The organism is Scatolibacter rhodanostii (genome assembly GCF_900197595.1).
GTDB lineage: Bacteria > Bacillota > Clostridia > Oscillospirales > Acutalibacteraceae > Scatolibacter > Scatolibacter rhodanostii.
The window spans coordinates 1-24,168 of sequence record NZ_FZLO01000005.1; the positions used below are offsets into that span (position 1 = coordinate 1).

The window sequence follows — 24,168 nt, forward strand, 5'->3', positions numbered from 1 at the left end:
CATGGCACAATGTGATTAATACTGGAAATATCCCGCTAAAAATTTATACTATTTATGCGCCCCCTCATCATCCGTGGGGCACCATTCAAAGAACAAAAGCGGATGCAGAGGCAGCAGAATAGTTAAGTAGCGTATCGTTTCGGCGGTGCGCTTTTCTTATACCCAAAAATCAATCACAGGAGGTGGTGACGATGTGGCGAAAGGCAAATATCAAGAGTGGCTAACACCTGATGGAATATTACGGCTTGAAGCTTGGGCAAGAGATGGTTTAACCGATGAACAGCTTGCTAAGAAAATGAATATTACGCCGTCTACTCTCTATGATTGGAAAAAGAAGTATTCGGAGATTTCGGAGGCCTTAAAAAAGGGCAAGGAAGTTGTTGATATTGAAGTCGAAAACGCACTTCTTAAACGAGCTAAAGGCTTTGAATATTGCGAAGAAAAAATAGAGATGGAAACTAACGGTGCCGGGCAGGTACTATCAAGAAAAGTTGTACAGGTTGTGAAGCAAGTAGCTCCTGATGTGGGGGCTGCTGTTTTTTGGCTTAAAAATCGTAAGCCGGATGCTTGGAGAGATAAAAAAGATATTGCGGTTGAGGGTGATATAGGCATGAATCTTTCCAATGAGCAGCTGGACACCGAAATTGAAAAATTGAACGGATTGCTTGGGATTGATGAAAGTGGATAGAATGGCTGAATATCAGGCCAAAAAGAAGAAGGTGCTTTTGCAGTCGCAAAGGCGCTTTTTTAATTACTGCAACGTAAAAGCTCCCGACTTTTATAAGCGTGAGAGGCGGTTTCTCGTTGATTTCTGCGACGATTTGCAAGCTTTTTATGAGGGTGAAGATGAAGTATTAGTAGTCAACATGCCGCCAAGACACGGGAAATCACGTACAGTAGGCTGCTTTGTAGAGTGGGTTTTAGGCCGTAATCAAAGAGAAAAGATTATGACAGGCTCCTATAACGAAACACTTTCAACAGTTTTTTCCAAGAATGTTAGAAATACAATTTTGGAACAGAAAGCGGATGCCACAAAGCTAGTATATTCTGATATCTTCCCTGGGGTAAGAATCAAATATGGCGATGCTGCTATGAATATGTGGTCCCTAGAGGGTGGATATAACAATTATTTGGCAACATCCCCTACCGGTACTGCAACAGGCTTTGGCGCTTCTCTGCTGATTATTGATGATGTTATCAAGTCGGCACTAGAAGCCAATAATGCCGATGTGTTAGAAAAGCACTGGGAATGGTTCACAAACACAATGCTTTCCCGTTTGGAGGAAGGCGGCAAGATAATTATTGTCATGACGCGCTGGCATAGTCAAGACTTAGCCGGTCGAGCATTGGCGCATTATACGAAAATCGGTGCTAGAATCAAGCATATCACCTACAAAGCTCTGCAAGATGATGGCACAATGCTGTGTGACGAAATCTTATCACGCAAATCATATGAAGATAAACGTGGTTTAATGGGAATTGATATTGCTGAAGCAAACTATCAGCAAAGCCCGATTGATATTAAAGGCAGACTGTATACCAGTTTCAAGACATATGACAAGATACCGATAGATAGTAATAACAACCCATTGTTTACTCGTATCAGCAATTATACCGATACAGCCGACACTGGCAGCGACTATCTATGCAGTATTAACTACGGAGAGTATAACGGTGAGGCTTATGTTTTAGACGTGCTTTACACAAAAGATGGCATGGAAATCACAGAACCGGCAACGGCCAAAATGCTGCATGGAAGCCATGTAAATGTCAGCGACATTGAATCCAATAACGGCGGTAGGGGATTTGCTAGGAATGTGGAGAGGGAGCTAAAAGAAAGATATAGCTCTAACCGTTGTCAGATTCGTCCTTTCCACCAATCCAAAAACAAAATTGCACGAATCCTTACTAACAGCACATGGGTAATGAATCACATCTACTTTCCAGCTAACTGGAAGGATCGGTGGCCAGAATATTACGAAGCCATGAATCGATACCAAAAAGAGGGTAAGAATGCTCATGATGATGCCCCCGATGCCACGACGGGTATTGCTGAAAAAATAGGAACAAACGAAATTTATAGCTTTATGTAACGAGGTGAAAATGTGTTTTTTGGCAGAGATGAAAATAGAAGATTGGCAAAGATCATAAAAAAAGGGGCTGCTGCGGCTATACCTGAGCAAAGATTTATTGAACTTGAAATATCTCGTTGGAAGCGTTCTCCTCAGAGGAAAGCGGCAATTCAGGGGGAACGATACTACAGAGGGCAGCATGATGTTTTAAAGCGAAAGCGGATGGCAATAGGAAAAGGTGGAGAATTGGTAGAACTGCATAATTTGCCTAACAATCGGGTTATGGATAATCAATATGCAAAAATGGTGAATCAGAAAACCAACTATTTGTTAGGTAAGCCACTCACTTTTGACGGCAAGAACGAAACCTATACAGAACTGCTGAAAAATATTTTCAATCGAAGATTTCAGCGCACCTTCCGCAACATGGGAGAAGATTGTTTTAACGGCAGTATCGCATGGTTGTATCCGTACATAGAGGACGATACTCTTAAAATTAGTACATTTAAATCATATGAGATTCTGCCGTTTTGGAAAAATAGAGAACACACAGAAATTGATATGGCTGTGAGATTGTATCAAGTTGAGGTTTATGAGGGCATTAATTATCGCATAGCCGAAAAAGTAGAAATATACCGTGATACCGGCATTGAATATTATGACTTGGTCAATGGTTCGCTAGTTGCTGATTCCACAAAAAGTAATGCGCAATATCTGTATACAGAATCTAAAGAGGGAATCACATCCATGAATTGGGGACGGATCCCCCTTATTGCATTCAAGTGCAATAATAGCGAGATTCCTCTTATCACCAAAATAAAGAGCCTGCAAGACGGAATCAATGCCATTCTTTCAGATTTCCAGAACAATATGCAGGAAGATTATCGCAATACCATACTGATTATTAAAAACTTTGGCGGAACAGATTTGTCAGAGTTTCGGCATAATCTTATGGTTGCGGGTGCTGTCAACGTAAAGTCCACGCAAGAGGCCCAGGGAGGAGTCGATGCACTGGAAATAAACGTGAATTCGGAGAACTATAAAGCAATACTGGACATTTTCAAAAGAGCGTTGGTATCTAACGCTATGGGATATGATGCTGCAGATTTGCGGACAAGTGGATCTCCTAATCAGATGAATATTAAGTCAGTGCTAAATGATATTGATTTAGATGCCAACAGCATGGAAACGGAATTTCAGGCAGCTTTTGAAGATTTATTGTGGTTTGTCAATCAGTTTTTAGCGTTTACAGGGCAAGGGGATTTTCTAAAAGAACAGGTTAATGTAGTGTTTAACCGTGATACCATTATTTCAGAATCCGAGGTCATAACGGACATTAAAAATTCTGTGGGTATTCTTTCGGACGAAACCTTGATTGCTCAACATCCCTATGTTACCAATGTGCAAGAAGAGTTGGAGCGGATACAGCAGCAGGAGCAGCGCAATTTGGAAAAAGCCACGCAAAGCTTAAATTATCCAAATGCACATACTCACGGAGAGGACGAAGATGAAGAATCGTGATTATTGGCGAAAGCGGATTATAGAAGTGAAAAAGCGGCAGCTTCGGCAAGACGATGTTTTGATAGAATCTCTAAACAGAGAGTATAAAAAAGCACTGCATTCTCTCACAGAGGATATTGACAGATGGTTTGAAAGAATTGCAAAAAACAACAGCATAGGCCTTGCTGATGCCAGAAAAATGCTGTCAGCCAACGAATTGGAGGAATTCCATTGGACCGTAGAAGAATATATCAAGTATGGCCAAGCAAATGGTGTTTCTGCTGATTGGAAAAAACAGCTTGAGAATGCTTCTGCTAAGGTACATATCAGCCGTTTGGAATCACTAGAAATGCAAGTCCGGCATGAACTGGAAATGCTTGAAAACAAGCAGGTACAAGGCATAGAAAAGCACCTTAATAGTACATACACAGAAAATTATTATCGCACAGCTTTTGAGATTCAAAAAGGGGTGGGGTACGGGGTTCAGCTCAATCGGTTCAGTCCCTCACAGGTACAAAGGGTACTGGATAAGCCATGGACACCGGACAACTTCACTTTTAAGGACCGCTGCTGGACAAACAAAGAAAAACTTATTGCAGAGCTAGAAACAGGCATTGCTCAAACGCTAATTCGAGGTGATTCCCCTGACCAACTCATTAAACGTATATCTAAAACGTTCAATGTACAAATGCATAAAGCTGCCACGTTGGTTTCTAATGAATCAGCTTATTTCAGTGCGGAAGCCGAAAAACAGTGTTATGAAGATTTAGACGTTGAGCAGTATGAAATAGATGCCACGCTTGATTCCACTACCTGCTCGGAATGCGGCGATATGGACGGTCGAGTCTTTGATATGAAAGACTACACTGTGGGTGTTACGGCACCACCATTTCATGTACGTTGCCGTTGTGATAAAGTCCCTTATTTTGATGATAATATCGGCACACGCTTTGCACGAGATGCAGACAGCAAAACAACCTTTGTGCCGGAGGGCATGAAATACAAGGAATGGAAAGAAAAAATTCTTGTGAGCAAAGATTTAAAAGAATATAATTCTTTCGTTGAAACCTTGGGGAAGAACGCGCCTGAATCAATTGATATTTTCAAAGAAATAAAGTATAATAATAAAAAATACGAACTGTTTAAAGCATACGCAAGGAGCTTAGAGAGTGGCGAATTAACTGCACTTGCGGACTTTACTCTTTATGAACATACCAGCGATAAAATTGATAATATATTGATTAGGCTAACAACATCAAAAGGAACACAGATAACCTCTAAATCGAATCATTTTATAAACCGTGTTATTGGGTCGGTGGAAGAAAAGAGGTCTGGTGTTGATATTGAGGATATAAAGCAAGCATTGACTAATCCTGAAAAAATAGATTCAAGGGTAGGAAAAACTGTTTCTAGTGACCGGTATTTTGGTGAAAGGGTTATTGTAACAGCGAACCCCGATACAGGTAAATTAATACAAGCGAATCCTAGACACAGAAAGTGAGGTGGCTCATGATAAAAATTACTACTGCTCAAAAAGAATATTTGTCTTCGTATATTGATGATATAGACGATTTACTCACAAAAGAAACGGATGAACAGCTGCTTTCCTCGATTGATGATGTAATTGTTAATGAGTATGATGACCAACAGGAGAACCTATCTGAAGAAGGCGTAAAGCTCCAAAAAATATATGATGAGATTTTTGAGATGAACGATTAAGTATAAATTTAATATCCGTTAACACGCACGCTTCCTTTTGGGGGCGTGCTGTTTTTATACAATTTTTTAACCCCCATAAGGGAAGAAAGGAAGGTTTTATGAAGAAAGAAGAATTATTGGCTCTTGGTGTTCCGGAGGATAAAGTAGAAAAAATCTTGGAAATCAACAAAAATGATGTTGAGGAGGAGCAGGGTAAAACAACCGAGTTGCAGGGTCAGCTTACCACGGTGCAGACACAGCTGAAAAGCTTTGAGGGTGTGGATGTGGAAAAACTGCAGGGTAAAATCACAGAGCTGCAGACTGATTTACAGACAAAAGAAACAGAATATCAGCAGAAATTGGCAGAGCAAGCTTTTAGTGCGCTGGTCAATGAGCAAGCGATGTCCGCAAAGTGTAAAAACGCAAAAGCGGTTATGGCTTTGCTTGATTTAGATAGTCTGAAATCCAGCCAAAACCAAAAAGAGGATATTGCAAAAGCTATCAAGACACTGCAGGAATCAGACGGGTATCTGTTTGAATCTACTAAGCCGGCGACACGACACCTTAACAGTACAAAGCCTGGGCAGGGTAGAGATGGTTTGCCCGATGATACACCCACACCGCTTACACTGGAAGAGGCGGTCAGAAACACACTAGAAAAATCTGAATAAAGAGAGGAATTTAACATTATGGCAGTAACATTAGCACAAGCAAGGCTCAACGTACAGGATGATTTGCAGGTGGGAGTCATTGACGAATTTGCAAAATCAAACTTTTTGTTTAACAATCTTACTTTTGATGATTGCGTATCACCTACAGGAGGCGGAGCAACGCTCACTTATGGCTATACTCGTTTAATCACACAGCCGAAAGCTGAGTTTAGAGCTGTCAATAACGAATACAGCACTCACGAGGTAGACAAACAGCGCCATACCGTAGACTTGAAAGTGTTCGGTGGTGCATTTGCGGTGGACCGTATTATTGCCGGTATGGGCGGCATTGTATCAGAGGTTACTCTTCAGATGCAGCAGAAAATTAAAGCGGCATCTGCTCTTTTCAACGATACAGTAATCAACGGAGATTCAGCGGTAGAAGAAAAAGCTTTTGACGGTTTGGAAAAAGCCATTGCCGGTTCTTCCACGGAATATATTCCCTCAGCTGTCATTGATTTATCCACGTCAGCGGCAGTAGACAGCAACTATAAAGAATTTTTGGATATTCTGGATGAATTCCTAATGGGATTGGACGGTACTCCCTCGGCTATTATGGGAAATCTCAAACTAATTGCCAAAATCAGAGCTTGCGCCAGACGTGCCGGTATGTATCAAACAAGCAAAAACAACTTCGGCCAGCAGATTGAACATTACGGCTCAACTCCATTAATCGATTTGGGAGAGAAACCCGGCGAAAATAAGCCTGTATCAGGTATTGATGCGGAAGGCACAACTTCCCTCTATGCGGTGCGTTTTGGTTTAGACGGGTTCCATGCGGTTTCTATGTCAGGTCAGCCTCCTGTTAAAACATGGCTGCCTGATTACAGCACATCAGGTGCCGTCAAAAAAGGCGAGGTCGAAATGGTGGCAGCGGTTGCCTTAAAAGCCACAAAAGCAGCCGGGGCATTAAGACAAATTAAAGTGAAATAAGGAGGTTTTATCATGACTAAGATTATCGCTCCCAACAAGCAATATGCCGGTGTTTCTGCCGGCATTACGTTTGTAAATGGCGTTGGTGAAACGGAAGACGAACATTTAATAAAATGGTTTGAGTCAAAGGGGTATAACATAGAACGGGAAGAACCTTTGCCAGAACAGGAAGAAGAGCCTGAAGAAGAAATTCCTGCTGAAGGAGTTTTAATAGAGGGAGAATCACAAGAACAAGAAGAAATCCCTCCAGTACAGGAAGAGGTTGTAGAAATTGATGAAGCGGCTTCTGCAGAAGAGAAAAAGCCCAAGAGCAGCAAAAGAAAGGGATAACAATGGAAATCAAAGATCAAGTCAGCAAAAGAATTCTTGGCTTTGGTTATGCCGTCGCAGATTCTGACGGATTCATGCTTGATTTTTCTATTGAGAAAGCGGAAACAGAAATTCAGAATATCTGTAATATTTCTGATATTCCAGTAGGTTTAAAATATGTGTGGATTGACCGTGCGGCCGGCATATTTCTTTCTGAAAAAGCAGCTGTTTCTGCAGACGGATTTATTCCGCAAATCACAGCCGGCAGTGTGAAGCAAATCAAAGAGGGAGATGTCACAGTGTCTTATACAGACGAAGAAACTCCTTTGCAAAAATTTGAAAGGTTGATTTCTACTCTGAAGAACAGCGGAAAAGGGCAGTTTGAACAATATAGGCGCCTAACATGGTGACAACCTATCAAAGAACAGTCTTCAGTATGTTTACTGCAAGCTGTACAGTAAAAGTTAGAAAAGGCAGAACCAATCCTGTGACAGAAATGGAAGAATTTACAGAGAATATGATTTTTGAAAATGAACCTTGCCGCATTTCTTTTCAGTCTACATCGCCTTCTTCTGACGGTGATACACCAAAGATATTCCAGCAAGTCAAGCTATTGATATCCAAAGACAAAGAAATCCCTTCCGGCTCTAAAATTACAGTAACCCAAAATAGGCATACCGAAACCTACACAAGGAGCGGTATGCCCTCTATTTATTCTGTTCATCAAGAAATTCCCGTTGAACTGTTCAAAGGGTGGGCGTAGTGAGTAAAAATGTAAACTATGAGGATTTAAAGAATTTGCTGAAACGCTTGGAAGCAGCGGAACAGGAAAGTCCTGCATTTGTTGAAAAGCTAGCTAAACAAATAGCAGCACGGCTTTTAAGAGCGTTAAAAAAGAATACTCCGGTTTATGAAACTCCGGATTATCTTAATCCTATTAAGGATTATGAAAAAAGAGCGCAGTATCAGTTTAAACGAACAGGCGGCACTTTGCGGAGAGCATGGACAGCAGAACGTGTCCAAATCAAAGGCGATATAGTTCAAATCACAATTTTTAATCCAATGGAATATGCCTCTTACGTTAATTATGGTCATCGGCAAACACCAGGGAGATATGTTCCGCAAATTGGATTAAGGCTCAAAAAGTCATGGGTTCAAGGTAGTTTCTTCATGGAAAAATCGGAAAATCAGACAGAACAGTATATTCAACAAATGCTAGAACCGCAAATTATGCAATTCTTGAAAGGGGTATTTGATGGTAAATGAGGTAATTGGTGCCGTCAGCCGTAAGCTAAAACAAGTTTATGGTCATACGGTTTATGGCGCAGAAAAGCCGATGCAGGAATTTAAGACACCCTCTTTTTTGATTACTTTATTGGATATGTCTGATACAGCAAAACTAGGAAAGCGGTTTAGCCGCCAAATTGCACTTAATATTCAGCACTTTTCGGAAAATGAAGAGAATTTAGTGGAAGCGTGGACTATTTCCGGCACAATTCTGAAAGAGTTGGAATGGCTAACGCTACCAAACAATGACCTCATTAGAGCAGAAGCGATGCGATGTGAAGTGATAGACGGCACATTAAACGCTTTTTTGACGTATACACTTCCAATGACAGAAAAAGTAGTGGCCGAACCCGATATGGAAAATTTAGAGCTTATCGCAAGAAAGGAACCGTAATATGGCAAAAGCAAACCTTGAAAAAGAGGAATCAGTATTTTCTAAAAATCAGCTTTTACAAGCAAAGCGATTTAAAGAAAAAACAGACATTTTGCAAGCAGTGCTAAACGAGAAAGAAAACTATACGATTGAACAAGCAGAAAAGCTTATCAATCAATTTTTACAAAGGAGGCTAAAATAATGGCTTTAGGTGGCGGAACATTTCAAACAATCAATAAACCTTTGCCAGGTATTTATCACAATTTTGTGAGTGCGGCAAAAGTAGGAAGCACACTTTCAGAAAGAGGGACAGCTGCAGTACCTTTCATCGGAGACTGGGGTGCTGAAGAGACAGTTATAAAACTAACAGCAGAAGATTTCCAAAAAGATTCTTTAGAGATTTTGGGGTATTCGGTAGACAATCCTAAGCTTGTCATGTGGCGAGAGCTGTTTCGTCATGCCAATACCGTCTATGCATATCGGCTCAACGGTGGCGCAAAAGCAGAAAATATCTTTTGCACAGCAAGATATGGCGGTATAGGAGGGAATCATCTAAAGACGGTGATTTATGCCAATGTAGACAATCCGTCACAATTTGACGTGTGCACGTATTTGGATATTACTTTGGTAGATAAACAGACGGTGCAAGATATCAGTGAACTGCATAGTAATGAATACGTCACCTGGAAAAAAGAAGTGGAGCTCAAGACAGAAGCAGGAGTTCCACTGGTGAATGGGACAAATGAAATCGCATCAGCTGCAGGATATCAGAATTTTCTCGGCGTAATGGAAAGCTATCATTTTGACGCTTTATGCTGTCCTTCAGAAGATGATACAGTCAAAGCTCTTTTTGTGGCTTATACAAAACGACTCCGGGAAGAAACGGGGGTAAAATTTCAGACTGTTTTATTCCAGCATTCCACGGCCGACTATGAAGGTGTTATATCCGTTGAAAATGAGATAGAAAGCGGAGATACATCTGTGTTGACAAAAAGCGGATTAATTTACTGGGTGACTGGTATGATTGCCGGTTGTACGGTAAATGAGTCTAATACCAACTGTAAATATGACGGCGAACTAAGCGTAAAAGCGGACTATACGCAGGAGCAGCTTGCAGAAGCTCTTAATACAGGTAAGTTTGTCCTGCACAATGTCAGCGGCGATATTAGGGTGCTAGAGGATATCAATACACTAGTGACCTACACGGAAGAAAAAAATATTGATTTTAAGCAAAATCAAGTGGTTCGAGTGCTTGACCAGATTGCTAACGATACGGCTACAATCTTTGCACAGAAATATCTTGGCAAAGTCCCAAATGATGCTGCCGGAAGAACCAGCTTGTGGAATGATATTCTGCGCAATCGCCAGCAGCTTGAAGAGATAAGGGCCATAGAGAACTATGACAAAGAATCTTTGGTTATAGAGGCATATGGCAAAAAAGCAGTAGTGGCAAAAGAAGCTGTACAGGTTATTAATGCAATGACACAGCTTTATATGACAACAACCGTTGAATAAGGAGGAATTTATATGGCTTTTATGAAAGCAATGGATGTCTTGTCGGCTTCGTTGGCAGAATGTTATGTGACAATGCAAGGGCAGCGGTATAAGTTTGCCCAAGCTCTAAACCTAGAAGCAAAAATGGAAAAAACAAAAGATGAAGTGCCGATTTTGGGCAAGACAGGCAAGGGGAATCGCTCTACCGGCTGGAAAGGAACAGGCTCAGCCACTTTCTATTTCAATACCTCGATTTTCCGTGAACTTTTATATCGTTATAAAGAGAGCGGCGAAGATGTTTATTTTGATATCCAAGTGACCAATGAGGACCCGACTTCTTCTGCTGGCCGTCAAACCGTAATCTTAAAAGATTGCAATATGGACAGCGGTATTTTGGCTAAATTTGATGCAGAGGGCGGATATTTGGAAGAAGAAATGGACTTCACTTTCGAAGATTGGGAAATGCCGGAAAAATTTAAACCGATTCCGGGCATGCAATAAGAATAAGAAAGGATAATGTGATATGGATTTGAAAGCTTTTTTAAGAGAAAATGTTGAGGCAGTTGAGCCGGTAAAGGTGGCAGTGTCAAAACGAATGAAAGATGAAAACGGGGCGCCTGTTCCATGGGTAATTGGCTGTATTTCCAGCAACGAGGACAGTATTTTGCGCAAAGAATGCACCAAGACAGTAAAAAAAGGAAAGAAACAATCGGCAGAATTTGACTATCCTGCATATCAAACAAAATTAGCCGTTAAATGTATTCAATTCCCCGATCTAGCGGATGCTGTCTTGCAAGACAGTTATGGTGTGATGTGCGCAGAAGACTTGCTGAACGCTATGCTTTTGCCGGGAGAGATGAGTGATTTAGCCCAAGCTGTAACCGATATCAATGGGTTTGCCAGTTTTGAAGAAGAGGTAGACGAAGCAAAAAACTAATCAACGAGGGTGACTATGAAGCGAATATAGCGTACTATTGCTTACACAAATTCCATATGTTGCCCTCGCAATATTTATCTTTACCTCGTGAAGAAAAAGCGTTTATTGTGGCTGCCATTGAAATCAGAGTAGAAAATGAGAAAAAGGAAGCGGCGAAAGTACGAAAACATTAATATCCCTAGACTTTATTTTAAAATTGGTTTATTATGGTAATATTCAATAATGTTTTGGAGGGTATTATGAACGGTAAAAAAATAGCTGGAATTATTCTCTTGTGTATTACAAGCTTCGTACTGGTAGTAGAACTTGCAAGGGGCACTCTTGATTTAGTGGAAACGCTTCCGATTACAATTATTTTTATGATAATAGGGCTGATTTTACTTGTGAGTAAATCTAAGAAACAAAAAGAAGAAAAGCTGATACAAAATCAAGAACGAAATAAAATAAAAAGCAAAGAGGCTCTTGAGCGGGGTACAACTCTCTACTTAAAACATGCTACAGGTTTGCCATTGGCCGAAGGGACTTTCTGTACTTTGACAGTTAACTTAGACGGATTCAACATTGCGGGCGGCGGGGCTGATTTTAAGCTTTCAAAAGAAAAAATTACAGTTGTTGATATTGTTTCTGATGTAGATGTCCAAAAGCATTATGTGTCAAGCGCTGGAGGAGCCGTTGGAGGGGCAATTTTATTTGGTGGTTTGGGCGCGTTGGTTGGAGGAAGAACAAAGGAAAAGACTTCTACGAGTATTACAAATTATTTGATTATCAATTTTCTTAAAGATAATCAAATTAATAATATCAGTTTTGAAATTCCAGAAAGTGAATATTTTAAGGCGACAACAATGAAGAATCATTTTGGAAGAGCTTTTAGCAACGATACAAAAACGGCGATAGACCTATAAAGTATATATAGAAAAAAAACGAAAGAAGCACCCTTGCTATTGCGGGGTGCTTTCCTTATATCCAAAAGGAGGTGGTAATAATCGGAACTCTACGCAGCTCGGTAGATTTACAAGACAGAATGACACCTGTTTTTCGTTCAATGATAAGTGTCATGAATTCGGTGATTAATTCTTTCGATTCCTTGGACAACGCTTCTCAAAGTGCCTTAGATCCTGCACAGATACAATCGGCACAACAAGAATTATCTAAAATGAATGGTGTTTTAGATAACATTGAAAATGAAATCTCACAGAATAAGAATGAACAAGAACGTTTTAATAATTCAATTAGAAATGGTCAATCTGCAATGGGAGGGCTTGAAAAGAAAGTTCTTGGTTTAGCAGCTGCCTATCTATCGGTTCAGAGTGCACAGAAAGTTATTGGGTTATCAGATACTATGACCCAAACAACAGCACGATTAAATATGATGAATGACGGCTTGCAAACCACAAAACAATTGCAGGATAAAATTTTCTTGGCCGCAGAGCGTTCTCGTGGTGCCTATCTTAATACAGCTGATGCCGTTTCTAAAATGGGGATTATGGCTAAAGATGCTTTTGGCAGTAATGATGAACTAATCGCTTTTTCAGAACAACTTAACAAACAGTTTGTTATTGCAGGTACATCTACACAAGGGGTAGATGCTGCCATGCTTCAGCTTACACAAGCCATGGGTTCAGGGGTGCTTAGAGGGGAAGAACTTAATAGTGTATTTGAACAAGCTCCTACGATTATTCAGACCATTGCAGATTATATGGACGTTCCCATCGGGCAAATTCGGGACATGGCAAGTGAAGGGCAAATAACTGCCGATATTGTAAAATCGGCACTGCTTTCTGCAGCGGATGAAACCAACGCAAAATTTGAGCAGATGCCGATGACCTTTGCACAAATAGGAACCAGCATACAGAATAATGCCCTGATGGCTTTTCAACCAGTATTGGAACGATTAAACGAGATAGCCAATAGTGAGCGGTTTCAAAATTTGGTGTCGGGTGTAATAAATGCATTGGTAACTGTTTCAGGCATTGTCATGACAATATTCGATTTGGTGGCAACGGTTGGCAGTTTTATGTATGATAACTGGTCGATATTAGAACCAATTATTATGGGAGTTGTGAGTGCTTTAATGCTGTATATGTTGTACTTAGGTATTTCTAATGTTATGGAGGCAGCAAACAATATTTCCAAAGGTATTGCAGCTGTAAGAGCATACGCAGCCGCAGCTGCAAACACAGCTCTTGCGGCAGCTGAAAGAAATGAAGCCATGGCAAAGGCGAGTGCCACAGCTGCACAATACGGATTTAATGCAGCACTACTAGCTTCTCCTGTCACATGGATTGTCCTTGCAATTATTGCTTTAATAGTTGTTATATATGCGGTGGTAGCAGCCATTAACAAAGTAACAGGTTCAACTATTTCAGCTACCGGAATTATTATGGGTGCGTTTGCATTTGTTGGTGCTGCTATCTGGAACATCATTGTGGGTGTAGTCAATGCAGTAATTGGTATTGGTATTGAACTGTATAATCTGATTGCAACATTCGCAAATTTCTTTGCGAATGTGTTCAATGACCCTGTTGGTGCAATCATCAATTTATTCAGTGGAATGTTTGACTTTATTCTTGGGATTGTTCAAGCAGCAGCAAAATTAATTGATACAATACTGAAAACTGATATGGCAGGTGCAGTTGAAGGATTCAGGAATACGGTTGCTGAAAAAACGGCTGAAATTGTTGGCGACCAAGTTGTCGTTATGGAAAAATTGAATGCTTCTGATTATCAGTTTAGTGGTCTTGACTATGGCGAAGCTTGGGATGCGGGTTATAATTTTGGCGAAGGAATAGAAAATAAGGTCGGAAATATGTTTAATCCAGATGACCTTACAAGTAATATTCCAAACCCAGGAGATTATCCTGCCTATGACCTTAGTGGGTACGGTGGCACAGCAGGAAACATAGCGGATACAGCTGATAATACCGGACGTATGGCGGACACAATGGACAAATCTGAAACGGAACTAAAATATCTCCGTGAAATTGCAGAAAGACAGGCAATCAACAAATTCACCACGGCAGAAGTAAAAATTGATATGACAGGAATGCGTAATGAGATTAAGTCAGATGATGATATTGACGGCTTAGTCTATAAATTCACAAATAAGTTAGAAGAAGTTCTTCTGATTACTGCAGAGGGGGTACCAGTGTAATGTATCAATTCTATCTCAATGATGTGTTATTTCCGATTGCTCCCGGAAGCGTAAAAATTAAAACCAGCAATAAGAACAAGACATTAAACTTGATTAATGACGGAGAAATCAATATCTTAAAGGCACCAGGGCTCTCTGAAATCAGTTTCAAACTGCTTTTACCCAACGTAGAATATCCCTTTGCTCGCTATGCAAAAGCTGGCAAGGGGACTTTTAAAGAAGGAGCTTATTATTTAGCTTTGTTCAACAAAATTAAGGCAGAAAGAAAAATAGTACCTTTTGTCATTCTGCGTACACTGGATAATGGCCGTCAGCTTGACTGGGATACATCCATGAAAGTGAGTATTGAAGATTACACGATTGAGGAAAATGCCAAAGAGGGAATTGACTTCGTGGTCGATTTGAAGCTTAAGCAGTATCGGGAATATGGCACTAAAATTGTAGTTATTCAGCAGAAAAAAGCTTCGGTGCAAAATAATCGTGATACATCCACCAAACCAGCTGTAAAAAGCTATACGATAAAATCAGGTGATACACTATGGGATATCGCTCGCACACAGCTTGGCAATGGTACAAAATGGACAGCAATTTATAATGCTAACAAAATACTAATAGACGATACCGCTCGAAAAAGAGGGTTGTCTACTGGCGGACACTGGATTTTTCCGGGTACTGTCTTGACAATTCCGTGAGGTGAACGATGAGCAGAGTTTTACAAAATTACGGAAATCAAGTCACACAGGGGTATCATAGCTCTCATCATGGCATTGACCTGATTGGCAGTCACGGCGGCACGGATTATGTGGTAGCACATTCTGCCGGAACGGTGACGGCCGCTGTTTCAGGCTATGGAAATCGTCAAGGTTCTTCCGGTATGACGGCTTATGGAAATTATGTGGATGTAACGCATACAGACGGCAGCTTTACCCGATATGCCCATTTGCAGTATGTTTCTGTCAGCAAGGGTAAAAAGGTGAATAGCGGCGATGTGCTGGGATATATGGGCAATACAGGAAATTCTTATGGAGCGCATTTGCATTTTGAATATTGGAACGCTTCGGGAGTGAGAAGTGACCCTACACCATATATTGATGCAGATTTACCGGGACTAAATTCTAGCACAACCGCAAACTCCTCTAAAGCAAAGGCAGAGAAAGAAACCAAAGATATTACAAAAGTAGTCGTGAAATCTGTGGAGGGCAGTACCGCACAGCATAGCACAGGAAACTTAACTGACACAAAAATGCTTTCGGCAGGTGTGGAAATCTTGATTCAAAACGGAGACAAAATCATGCTGCCCTGTGTAAAAGATGATATAACGCTAGAGTCGCACCGCAAGGGAAGCCCTGCGGTGCTTAAATTTTCCTGTGTGAAAGACAGTAACCTGAACTTTCAAGAGGGAAATGCTGTTTCTTTGCGTGTGAACAAAGCCAATGTGTTTTATGGTTATATATTCGAGAAAAAGCATTCATCAGATATGCCAGTCATTCAGGTGACTTGCTATGACCAACTCCGGTACTTCAAAAATAAAGATACCTACATTTATACCAATAAAAAGTATTCTGATTTGATCCGTATGCTGGTAGGCGATTTTCATTTGGCTCTCGGTACGATTGAAGACACAGGGTATCCGATGAGCAGAGCAGAAGAAACAACCTTGTTTGATATTTGCGGCAATGCTTCAGATGAAACCGTACTCAATACAGGCAAAGTATTGGTACAGACGACGTGGTGATTACAGGCATACAGGTAACGGAAGATACCGAAGAATCGGACTCACCAACGTTTATGTCAGGAACACCCGGCTATGTGCTTGGAATTGACGGCAATCCTTTTGTTCAAGCAGGACAGGGACAGACGGTGGCCAATTATCTCGGCGCCAAAATAGTCGGATTGCGGTTTAGACCATTATCCGTGTCGGCATTGTCAGACCCTAGCATTGAAGCTGGTGACGTAGCTATCGTATCAGACCGCAAAGGCAATTCGTATCGCTGCCATCTATCGAATCTCTCTTTCACTGTGGGGCAAATGGAGAACTTTTCATGCGATGCGGCCACGCCCAGCCGCAAAAGTGCAGCCAGTTATTCAGCTGTTACAAAAGCAATTGTAGAGATGCGAAATCGGGTAAAAGTTGAAACCACCGCTCGTGAGCAGGCAATCGCTGATTTAACCAATACACTGGCAAACAGTTCAGGATTATTTAGTACAGATGTTACTCAACCGGATGGCTCTAAAATCCGCTATGCCCACGATAAAAAGACACTGGCAGAATCCACGATTGTATGGAAGTTTACAGCCGAAGCATGGGCGGTTAGCACAGATGGAGGCAAGACTTATCCAACCGGATTTACCATGAACGGTGATATGGTGGCGAGAATGCTATCTGTTGTGGGACTGGATGCAGATTGGATAAAAGCTGGTAATTTAAAGGCACTTAACGGCAAGACCGAAATTAATATGAATACAGGTGTTGCAAAGCTGACAGGTAGTCTAACCACAGCCAGTAGTGATGGAGTTTATACTGCCGATACATCGGGCGGTGGCATTTGGGTAAAAAAAGACGGGCAAAATGTAGGGTGGCTTGCTGGTATGAATCATCCGACAGACGGATATATTACATGGTTAAAAACGCAAAGAATCGATGCAACCTCTATTGATGTAAAAAGTATGTGGATACCTAAGACAGATGGCAAAACATATCAGTTTTTACAATCTAGTGATGACGCAGTTACACTAAGAAATGTGGGGTCTATAGGTGGGGCATCCGGAGGCATGGATGTTTATGACGTTAAAAAGATGTATCTAAAAGCTGGAAACGGCGGCGAAGTCAAATGGAAGCAAGTCAGATTAGCGGATGGTGGCACAGCACAAGCATTGTGCTTAGTATAGGGAGGAATAATTATGGCAATTGTAATGCGCCGAGGGAAGTATAATGACTTCGATGCAAGTAAAATGTTGCCTGGCGAAATAGCGGTGGTACTTTCGGGTGATTCTTCCGCTGTGGATGGAAGAACATTCTACATCTGCTTTGAGCCGGGCAAGGTCAAACGTTTAATGACCTTTGAAGATTTAAAACGAGAAATTGACAGCGTAACAGCGGACATTGTGGAACAGGTTACAGTGGTAGCCGATAAAGCCGAAAACGCAGGCGATAGGCTAGATGCTGCGGATGATATTTTGGATTTACTAACGCAGAAAACGACGGCAGCAAATACAGCTAAAACACAGTTAGAAAGCGCCACAGGAACAGCCAATACGGCACGCGCAAATCTTGTAACTGTTACAACCGCTGCCAATACTGCAAAGGGTCAGCTTGATACTAGCACTACGGCAGCAAATACAGCACGCACAAATCTTGTAAATACAACTACCGCCGCAGATACCGCTAAGAATAATCTTACTACGGCAACTACAGCGGCCAACACCGCAAAAGGTCAATTGGATACTGCCACAAGCACAGCCAATACCGCTCGAACCAACCTTGCAAATGTGACTACTACTGCAAACACAGTAAAAACAGATTTGAATACTGCTGTCAGCAAGGCAAATGAAGCAATTGGAAATCTTAATCCGATTCAAGAACAAATTGACGGAATAAAAAACACGAAAGTCAACGGTAAAATATTATCATCAGATATCACTCTGAATGGTAGTGATATCCACGCTGGGATTCAAGGAGAGACACTGACAGTTGCCCAGTATCTGCAAAGTTTGGCAGACAATAAGCTTGAGAAGGCTTCTTTGCTAAATCTTGTCTATCCCGTTGGAGCAATCTATATCAGCATTACCAGCACAAATCCATCAACTATAATTGGCGGTACTTGGGTGGCATTTGCACAAGGACAGACTCTAGTCGGTGTCAATCCGTCCGATGCAGATTTTAATATGGCGCAAAAAACTGGTGGCAGTAAAACCATATCGTTAACAGATACTCAAGTTGGTGCAAAGAAATCAGGCGTAGAAGCTACAGGTTATGGGTTAGGCTCAGCAGCAGCTTTTGCTAATCGTGTATTAGTTGGGTATAGCCATAGCAATCCACGAGAGGAAATCAACCAATTACAGCCTTACATTACTGTATATATGTGGCGCAGGACAGCGTAAAAGAAAGGCAATCAAAATGAAAGAAAATGCGTTGATAAAAGTTTTATCCGTTATACAAGAAAACAGCGTGTCTACCGTCATTGGAATTATCGGCAGCACAATTGCTGCTCTATTTGGAGGTTGGGACGTGGCCTTGACTACACTAATCATTTTTATGGCAATTGACTACATATCAGGACTTGTCGTTGCAAAGCTTGGCAAATCGCTTAAATCACCAAATGGAGGTTTAGATAGCAGGACTGGGTTTAAAGGACTTATGCGCAAAGGCATGATTTTAGTTATGGTATTGGTTGCAGCGCTACTGGACAAAGTCATTGGGACAAGCTTTGTCCGTGATGCCGTTGTCATTGCGTATTTAGCCAATGAGGCGATATCTATCACAGAAAATGCTGGGCTTATGGGTGTGCCTATCAATCCTGCCATTACAAAGTCGATTGACATACTAAAAAACAAGTCTAAAGAGGCGCAGGAAAAATGAGATGCTGGCTAAAGTGATGGGAACAGAGCTCTCTTGTGCAAGTGGCAATGTAGATTCTCAAATTTGAGAATCCGTCGTTTGCTGCTCAATACAGGACGGGCTAGCAATATTATCTTTACTAAAAACAAGATTGCTAGCCCCATTCCAAGCTATTAGAATTTGATTAGCCCCTCTTTGCGTTATGCAGAGAGGGGCTTTCTTATTGATTTATAAAGTGAAGCTAAAACCTTTCAAAACGGTTTTAATTATATTTTTGTAAATTTGGCGGCTACACAAAAATGTTTATTAATGATAACAATTTTTACAAGGTCTGCTTTTGCCAGATGCGCCGATTGACCCTGAATAAATATTTTTTGACCTACCCAGTGAAGGACAATCTTTTGTACTATGGTAAACTTCACCGCTAGAGACCCAATACACAGTCTGACCGACTGCAGCTGATTCTTGCTCTTGTGCTGCCGCTTCAGCTGCTGCTCTTTCCTCTTGCGCAGCAGCTTCGGTAGCTGCAGCTTTTTCTTCTGATATTCGCTGGTATTCTTGCTCGTTTGTCATTAAGTTTTCATAATTGGTAACATATTGTTTCACTTTATCTGGTAAAGCATCATACGTTGTCCTTGCCTGTGTAATGCTTGCTTGGCTATCAATTGATATGTGGTTGATTGCTTCTACAACAGGAGCTGCCGCAGCCTCTAGTTTTAGTACATTTAGACCCTTTTCTGCTTCAATCAGTATAGTGACAGATTCATTAGGTATCTTCGCTTTTATACTATGGTCACTTTCATCATAGAGAGCTCTTGCTTTTACAATCGTTGGCTCGCTGTCAAGTGTGACATCGCCTATTGCTTTAATAGCGGCACTAATAGGCTCAATCAATTGATTATATCGCGCTTCAATTTCCTGTTCAGCCTTTTCTAACTGATTGACACTCGAGACAGTTTTTTTCCATTCTGAATCCATAGAATCATAAAGCTGTCTGACTTGCTTTATATCATTTTCCTTATCAATGGTAACAGGGGATAATGCAGCTATTTTCTCTTCTAAAGAGGAGACAGCTTCTACACGGGCGGTATTCACAACTTGTACTTCCAAAATATTGCTGCTTATATCGCCATAACCTATTGTAATGTCAGCATTGCCTTCAGCAGTTTGGCTTTGAATAGCTAGGCGGTACTCTTTGTTTTCATAGTCTGATAGGTCTTTTACTGCCAGTAAATTATTAGGAGAAACTAGAAAAGATAGTTCACCTTCATTAATTTTAGCGCTGGCAGGCGACACGGTGAACGTCACTTCTTTGCTTGTGTTCAAATCAAATGAAACAATATTGCTGTCAATTTCAATAGATTCTGGCTTAGGGGGTTTTCCAAAAATAGCAGCAATAAAAATAAGAGTCCAAAAACTTAGGAGAACATACAAAGAGATATTTTTCCACTTTTTTAACCCCGGATATTTCTTTTTAATTAAGAAAAATCCTAAAGGAAAGAACACGATAGAACTTAAGATAATGACCCATCTTTTCTGATACCAGACCATAAAATAAACCCCTCCATTTATAGTGATAATATGTCACAATTGTATCTTAAATGGGATTGTTTTACAATATAATTTTAAAAAGTAAATGAATTGAAACTATTTGCTTTGATTCAATCTACCAACACTAACCCGACTAACCATCTATTTTGATGTTTGAATAAGCAATAAAATTTTTTATCAAAACCGATTTTTAATGTTTGTATCTTTGATGTGTATAAATCTCTTTATACATTAATCAACATATACGGTACAGCTATCTGAGCCAATCTTTTCCCCGTGTTTGTATTCTAAAATAGATTGATAAAACCGTACATATATCGCTGCATGATGGAATAAAATAACCAAGAGGTGATAAAATTGCAGAATAAAAAGAATAAATTTGTGCCTTTTGTTTTATTTGTTATTGGAACTGAATTGGTTGGATATATCAGTAGTTTGCTGTCAGGTGATATTAGTCAGAAATATGCTCAATTAAATAAACCACCGTTCTCCCCAGCGGGGCAATTGTTTGGCATTGTCTGGCCAATACTCTATGCCGGTATGGGTATAGCCGTGGCAATAGTATATAATCAAAATACGATAGAATCGAAACAAGCTCTAAAATGGTATTTTATGCAGCTTAGCGTGAATTTCTTTTGGAGTATTCTCTTCTTTGGGTTAACATTGCACTGGGTAGCTCTTCTAGTCTTGGTTATCCTAGATATTTTGGTAGGTTATTTGCTGGCAATCTATTTCAAAATTAATAAACTAAGCTTTTGGCTAACTCTGCCTTACTTAATTTGGATTTTATTTGCGACGTATCTAAATTTAGGCATAGCACTTTTAAAATAATGTAATTTATGCTCTCAATAAAATTAATAATGGGAAATAATGTGAAATATTTTCTCTTTTAGATTGCTACAGTAGAACAAATATGCTATAGTTAAATGGAATTAATTACTATAAAAATAGCTAACTATACAATATTAAGCGACAAGTCACTTCTGTTTAACTTAAATGTCTAAATAAAAGAGAGGGAATCCTATGATTGATTTTCAAAACGCAAGTTTTATGAAATTGAGAGAAGCGGACCCAAGAGGAGCGGCACAACTCATTACCCCATTGTTTGTCAATGAAGAAAAAATCTTGATTGCATTCCAGTCTATTCGTGATATGGTCGTTTTTACCAACTATAGAATTATCGCGATCAATGTGCAAGGAATGACGGGGAAGAAAAAAGATTTTACTTCTATGCCGTATAGCAAAATACAGACCTTTTCAGTCGAAACCGCAGGTGTTTTTGATTTGGATAGTGAGCTTGAATTGTGGTTTTCAGGTATGGGAAAAGTGAAATTTGAATTCACTGGGCAAACAGATGTATCAGGGATATGCCGATTGATATCCAGTTTTGTGTTATAAAAAATTTGATCTTTAAGAGCTGATGATAGTATGATTCATTTAGCCTATTTAGTTTTTTGAAAAATTTACTTATAGCCCAAGAAAGGTATAATTTCATGAATAAGACCGTGGTTTTAGCCGGTTTTACGCTTATGGCCGTACTAACGTTATCTGGGTGCAAAAGTAAGCCAATTGCAGAGTATGTATCCAATGTATCAAAAGTTGAGAGCTCTTCAACATCTTCACAAAAAACAAAAAGTGAAATTTCCTCAAAAGCGACTTCCACGCCGGTGGCCACTTCTACGCCGAAGTCTATGGATGAAGCAAGCACTGAGGCAACAAAATCTACACCAGAACCTACCATAGAACCAGCTACGGCTGTTGAGTCTTCCAGTAAACCAACATCCACTCCGGCTACGGAAGTGATATCCAAATCAACTCCCAAACCCGCTCCTAATCTCGAACCTACACCTAAACCCACAGTTGAAAGTACTCCAACTCCAACTTTCTCCGAATCAACAGATGGGGGTAACAATTCAGTGACTGAAGCTTATGAAGCAGCGCAATTGTATGCGTATGTTTCGCATTTTTCTTTTGGCGGTTTGGTTGATCAACTGGTAGAGTATGACGGCTTTACTAGGGAAGCCGCAAGAGCAGCCGCAGAACAATGCGGCGATATTTGGGCAGAAAATGCACTGTCACAGGCGAACCTATATTTGAGTATTGTTCCGTTTTCTTATCAACGACTAAGCGAACAGTTAGGATATGATCAATTCACAGCTAGTGAGATTAGCTATGCAGTGGAAAATTGTGGAGCCGATTGGTATGAACAAGCTGCAAAACAAGCAAAGGCATATGCTGACTCAGCTTATCCCTACTCTTTTTCAAGAGCAGAGTTGATAGAACAATTAGAATTTGAAGGTTATACTAGCGAGCAGGCTGTTTACGGCGCTGATGCTGCAGGAATCAATTAAAATCGTCACAGGTTCTGATTGAAAAAATACTAAAATTAAAAAAACACGTTAAGCATATTCGGCAGCATTGTGCTGCTAAATGCTTAGCGTGTTTTTATGATTATTATTCGTTATCTGTCATTTTCGCAATCTAAAGGCACGCTGATATTGTTTAGGAATATCAATCGATTCTGAAAGATGTTCAGCGGCATGCAATACCCAATAGGGGTCGTTTAAAAGACCTCGCCCGACAGCTACAAAATCGGCTTTGTTTTCTTGAATCACTGATTGTGCAATATCGGGGTCTTCCAGGATACCAACAGTGATAACAGGAATATCAAGTGCATTTTTTATGCTTTCAGCCAAGGATACTTGATAGCCGGGGAAAACGTTATCCGGTCCTTTTGGTGATTCTCCACCGCTGCTGACATGGAAAACATCAACACCGGCTTCTTTATATTTCTTTGCCAGTTCAATGCCGTAGTCAATCCCATATCCACCATCGAGGTATTCAGCTGCAGAAATTCTGAATAATAAGGGCATTTCTGCGGGAAGGACATCTTTGATAGCAGAGATTATTTCTGTTCCGAATCTTGACAAATCTTCGCCGTATTTGTCATCGCGCTTATTCATAGAGGGCGATTGGAATTCATGAATGAGGTAACCATGTGCACCGTGTATTTCAACAAAATCTACGCCAGCCTGCACAGCACGTTTTGCGGCATCTTGAAATTTAACCACCATGGCTTCGGTTTCGGCAGTGGTTAATGCGTGAGGTGTTTTGGAATCTGCTGAAAAGGGGATACTAGACGGTGCAACCGGTGTATCGGCATCTTGCGCTTTTCTTCCGGCATGAGCAATCTGTATGCCGACGGCAGCTCCATATTTTTGACATTCTTCCACAATCTTTTTGAGTGGAGCAACGTGATCGTCAGACCAAAGCCCTAAATCAAGGTCGCTGATACGGCCATCAGGCTCGACATCAGCCATTTCGATAATGATCATGCCAACACCGCCGACAGCTCGGCTGACATAGTGCTGAAAATGCCAATCGTTTACAATGCCATCCTTCTTCTCAACAGAAAACTGACACATGGGCGGCATGACAATTCGGTTTTTAAGTTTCAAACTTTTTAGAGTAACAGAATCAAAAATATTCATGCAGATATCAATCCTTTCCAAAATGAGATTTAGTATACTTTATTATATAACAAACATAATCAAATGAATAGCATGCACTTTTTTGTAAGATACTTTCCCAAAGA

At 40.5% G+C, this 24,168-nt stretch carries 28 protein-coding genes and 1 pseudogene; 27 read left to right on the forward strand and 2 right to left on the reverse strand.

All coding sequences use genetic code 11. From position 1 onward, the window contains the following. From CS931_RS12975 to CS931_RS10060, 24 genes and pseudogenes are all read left to right on the forward strand, one after another. Window positions 1-122, forward strand: a pseudogene (locus tag CS931_RS12975) (cupin domain-containing protein); the annotation flags it as partial. Between the two features lie 71 nt (window positions 123-193). Beyond that, complete coding sequence (locus tag CS931_RS09950; protein ID WP_099205640.1) at window positions 194-688, forward strand: transposase; 495 nt, start codon at window positions 194-196, stop codon at window positions 686-688. Window position 689: 1 nt separating this feature from the next. After that, entirely contained in the window at window positions 690-2,093 is a 1,404-nt protein-coding gene (terL, locus tag CS931_RS09955) for a phage terminase large subunit (protein ID WP_242964970.1), read from the forward strand. A 42-nt stretch (window positions 2,094-2,135) separates the two neighbouring features. Next, a complete protein-coding gene (locus CS931_RS09960) occupies window positions 2,136-3,593 on the forward strand; it encodes a phage portal protein (RefSeq protein ID WP_242964971.1) in 1,458 nt (485 codons plus the stop codon). Beyond that, window positions 3,580-5,073: a minor capsid protein gene (locus tag CS931_RS09965; protein ID WP_159459806.1), complete on the forward strand. Its 1,494-nt coding sequence runs from the start codon at window positions 3,580-3,582 to the stop codon at window positions 5,071-5,073. Before CS931_RS09960 ends, CS931_RS09965 begins: the two co-directional genes overlap by 14 nt. 8 nt (window positions 5,074-5,081) lie before the next feature. Then, entirely contained in the window at window positions 5,082-5,291 is a 210-nt protein-coding gene (locus CS931_RS09970; RefSeq protein WP_099205643.1) for a hypothetical protein, read from the forward strand. 98 nt (window positions 5,292-5,389) lie between these two features. Further along, window positions 5,390-5,941 carry a phage scaffolding protein gene (locus CS931_RS09975; protein ID WP_099205644.1) on the forward strand — a complete coding sequence of 184 codons (552 nt, stop codon included), beginning with the start codon at window positions 5,390-5,392 and terminating at the stop codon, window positions 5,939-5,941. A gap of 18 nt (window positions 5,942-5,959) precedes the next feature. Beyond that, window positions 5,960-6,913 carry a major capsid protein gene (locus CS931_RS09980; protein ID WP_099205645.1) on the forward strand — a complete coding sequence of 318 codons (954 nt, stop codon included), beginning with the start codon at window positions 5,960-5,962 and terminating at the stop codon, window positions 6,911-6,913. 12 nt (window positions 6,914-6,925) lie between these two features. Beyond that, window positions 6,926-7,243, forward strand: a complete 318-nt coding sequence (locus tag CS931_RS09985; protein WP_099205646.1) for a hypothetical protein — start codon at window positions 6,926-6,928, stop codon at window positions 7,241-7,243. 2 nt (window positions 7,244-7,245) lie between these two features. Then, on the forward strand, window positions 7,246-7,632 hold the full coding sequence (locus CS931_RS09990) for a head-tail connector protein (protein ID WP_099205647.1): 387 nt from the start codon (window positions 7,246-7,248) through the stop codon (window positions 7,630-7,632). Next, entirely contained in the window at window positions 7,626-7,985 is a 360-nt protein-coding gene (locus CS931_RS09995; protein ID WP_099205648.1) for a hypothetical protein, read from the forward strand. The genes CS931_RS09990 and CS931_RS09995 overlap by 7 nt, the downstream gene beginning before the upstream one ends. Further along, window positions 7,985-8,488, forward strand: a complete 504-nt coding sequence (locus CS931_RS10000) for an HK97 gp10 family phage protein (RefSeq protein WP_159459807.1) — start codon at window positions 7,985-7,987, stop codon at window positions 8,486-8,488. The genes CS931_RS09995 and CS931_RS10000 overlap by 1 nt, the downstream gene beginning before the upstream one ends. Then, window positions 8,478-8,903 carry a phage tail terminator family protein gene (locus tag CS931_RS10005; protein WP_099205650.1) on the forward strand — a complete coding sequence of 142 codons (426 nt, stop codon included), beginning with the start codon at window positions 8,478-8,480 and terminating at the stop codon, window positions 8,901-8,903. The genes CS931_RS10000 and CS931_RS10005 overlap by 11 nt, the downstream gene beginning before the upstream one ends. 1 nt (window position 8,904) lies before the next feature. After that, a complete protein-coding gene (locus CS931_RS10010) occupies window positions 8,905-9,084 on the forward strand; it encodes a YqzN/YkzM domain-containing protein (RefSeq protein ID WP_099205651.1) in 180 nt (59 codons plus the stop codon). Further along, window positions 9,084-10,397, forward strand: a complete 1,314-nt coding sequence (locus tag CS931_RS10015; protein WP_099205652.1) for a phage tail sheath family protein — start codon at window positions 9,084-9,086, stop codon at window positions 10,395-10,397. The genes CS931_RS10010 and CS931_RS10015 overlap by 1 nt, the downstream gene beginning before the upstream one ends. A gap of 12 nt (window positions 10,398-10,409) precedes the next feature. Further along, window positions 10,410-10,877 carry a phage tail tube protein gene (locus CS931_RS10020; RefSeq protein ID WP_099205653.1) on the forward strand — a complete coding sequence of 156 codons (468 nt, stop codon included), beginning with the start codon at window positions 10,410-10,412 and terminating at the stop codon, window positions 10,875-10,877. Window positions 10,878-10,899: 22 nt separating this feature from the next. Beyond that, window positions 10,900-11,313: a phage tail assembly chaperone gene (locus CS931_RS10025; RefSeq protein WP_099205654.1), complete on the forward strand. Its 414-nt coding sequence runs from the start codon at window positions 10,900-10,902 to the stop codon at window positions 11,311-11,313. Between the two features lie 239 nt (window positions 11,314-11,552). Beyond that, window positions 11,553-12,215: a hypothetical protein gene (locus CS931_RS10030; RefSeq protein ID WP_099205655.1), complete on the forward strand. Its 663-nt coding sequence runs from the start codon at window positions 11,553-11,555 to the stop codon at window positions 12,213-12,215. Between the two features lie 71 nt (window positions 12,216-12,286). Continuing rightward, window positions 12,287-14,464 carry a tape measure protein gene (locus CS931_RS10035; protein WP_099205656.1) on the forward strand — a complete coding sequence of 726 codons (2,178 nt, stop codon included), beginning with the start codon at window positions 12,287-12,289 and terminating at the stop codon, window positions 14,462-14,464. Beyond that, entirely contained in the window at window positions 14,464-15,156 is a 693-nt protein-coding gene (locus CS931_RS10040; protein WP_099205657.1) for a LysM peptidoglycan-binding domain-containing protein, read from the forward strand. Before CS931_RS10035 ends, CS931_RS10040 begins: the two co-directional genes overlap by 1 nt. An 8-nt stretch (window positions 15,157-15,164) precedes the next feature. Then, window positions 15,165-16,199, forward strand: a complete 1,035-nt coding sequence (locus CS931_RS10045; protein WP_099205658.1) for a M23 family metallopeptidase — start codon at window positions 15,165-15,167, stop codon at window positions 16,197-16,199. Then, a complete protein-coding gene (locus CS931_RS10050) occupies window positions 16,196-17,353 on the forward strand; it encodes a hypothetical protein (protein ID WP_099205659.1) in 1,158 nt (385 codons plus the stop codon). Before CS931_RS10045 ends, CS931_RS10050 begins: the two co-directional genes overlap by 4 nt. A 12-nt stretch (window positions 17,354-17,365) precedes the next feature. Continuing rightward, window positions 17,366-18,565, forward strand: coding sequence for a phage baseplate protein (locus CS931_RS10055; protein WP_099205660.1), 1,200 nt, complete (start codon window positions 17,366-17,368; stop codon window positions 18,563-18,565). 16 nt (window positions 18,566-18,581) lie between these two features. After that, on the forward strand, window positions 18,582-19,043 hold the full coding sequence (locus tag CS931_RS10060) for a phage holin family protein (protein WP_099205661.1): 462 nt from the start codon (window positions 18,582-18,584) through the stop codon (window positions 19,041-19,043). Between the two features lie 285 nt (window positions 19,044-19,328). On the opposite strand, the gene CS931_RS10065 is transcribed toward CS931_RS10060, so the two are convergent. Further along, window positions 19,329-20,573 (reverse strand): hypothetical protein, encoded by a 1,245-nt coding sequence (locus CS931_RS10065; protein WP_099205662.1) that lies wholly within the window; start codon window positions 20,571-20,573, stop codon window positions 19,329-19,331. A gap of 357 nt (window positions 20,574-20,930) precedes the next feature. On the opposite strand from CS931_RS10065, the gene CS931_RS10070 reads away from it, so the two are divergent. The 3 genes from CS931_RS10070 to CS931_RS10080 all read left to right on the forward strand — a co-directional run bounded on the left by CS931_RS10070 (window position 20,931) and on the right by CS931_RS10080 (window position 22,924). Continuing rightward, complete coding sequence (locus tag CS931_RS10070) at window positions 20,931-21,404, forward strand: TspO/MBR family protein (protein ID WP_099205663.1); 474 nt, start codon at window positions 20,931-20,933, stop codon at window positions 21,402-21,404. Window positions 21,405-21,596: 192 nt separating this feature from the next. Next, on the forward strand, window positions 21,597-21,971 hold the full coding sequence (locus CS931_RS10075; RefSeq protein WP_099205664.1) for a PH domain-containing protein: 375 nt from the start codon (window positions 21,597-21,599) through the stop codon (window positions 21,969-21,971). A 95-nt stretch (window positions 21,972-22,066) separates the two neighbouring features. Further along, complete coding sequence (locus tag CS931_RS10080) at window positions 22,067-22,924, forward strand: Ltp family lipoprotein (RefSeq protein ID WP_099205665.1); 858 nt, start codon at window positions 22,067-22,069, stop codon at window positions 22,922-22,924. A gap of 117 nt (window positions 22,925-23,041) precedes the next feature. Here the strand turns inward: CS931_RS10080 and CS931_RS10085 are convergent, their stop codons facing one another. After that, a complete protein-coding gene (locus tag CS931_RS10085) occupies window positions 23,042-24,064 on the reverse strand; it encodes an NADH:flavin oxidoreductase/NADH oxidase (protein WP_099205666.1) in 1,023 nt (340 codons plus the stop codon). Window positions 24,065-24,168: the final 104 nt, after the last annotated feature.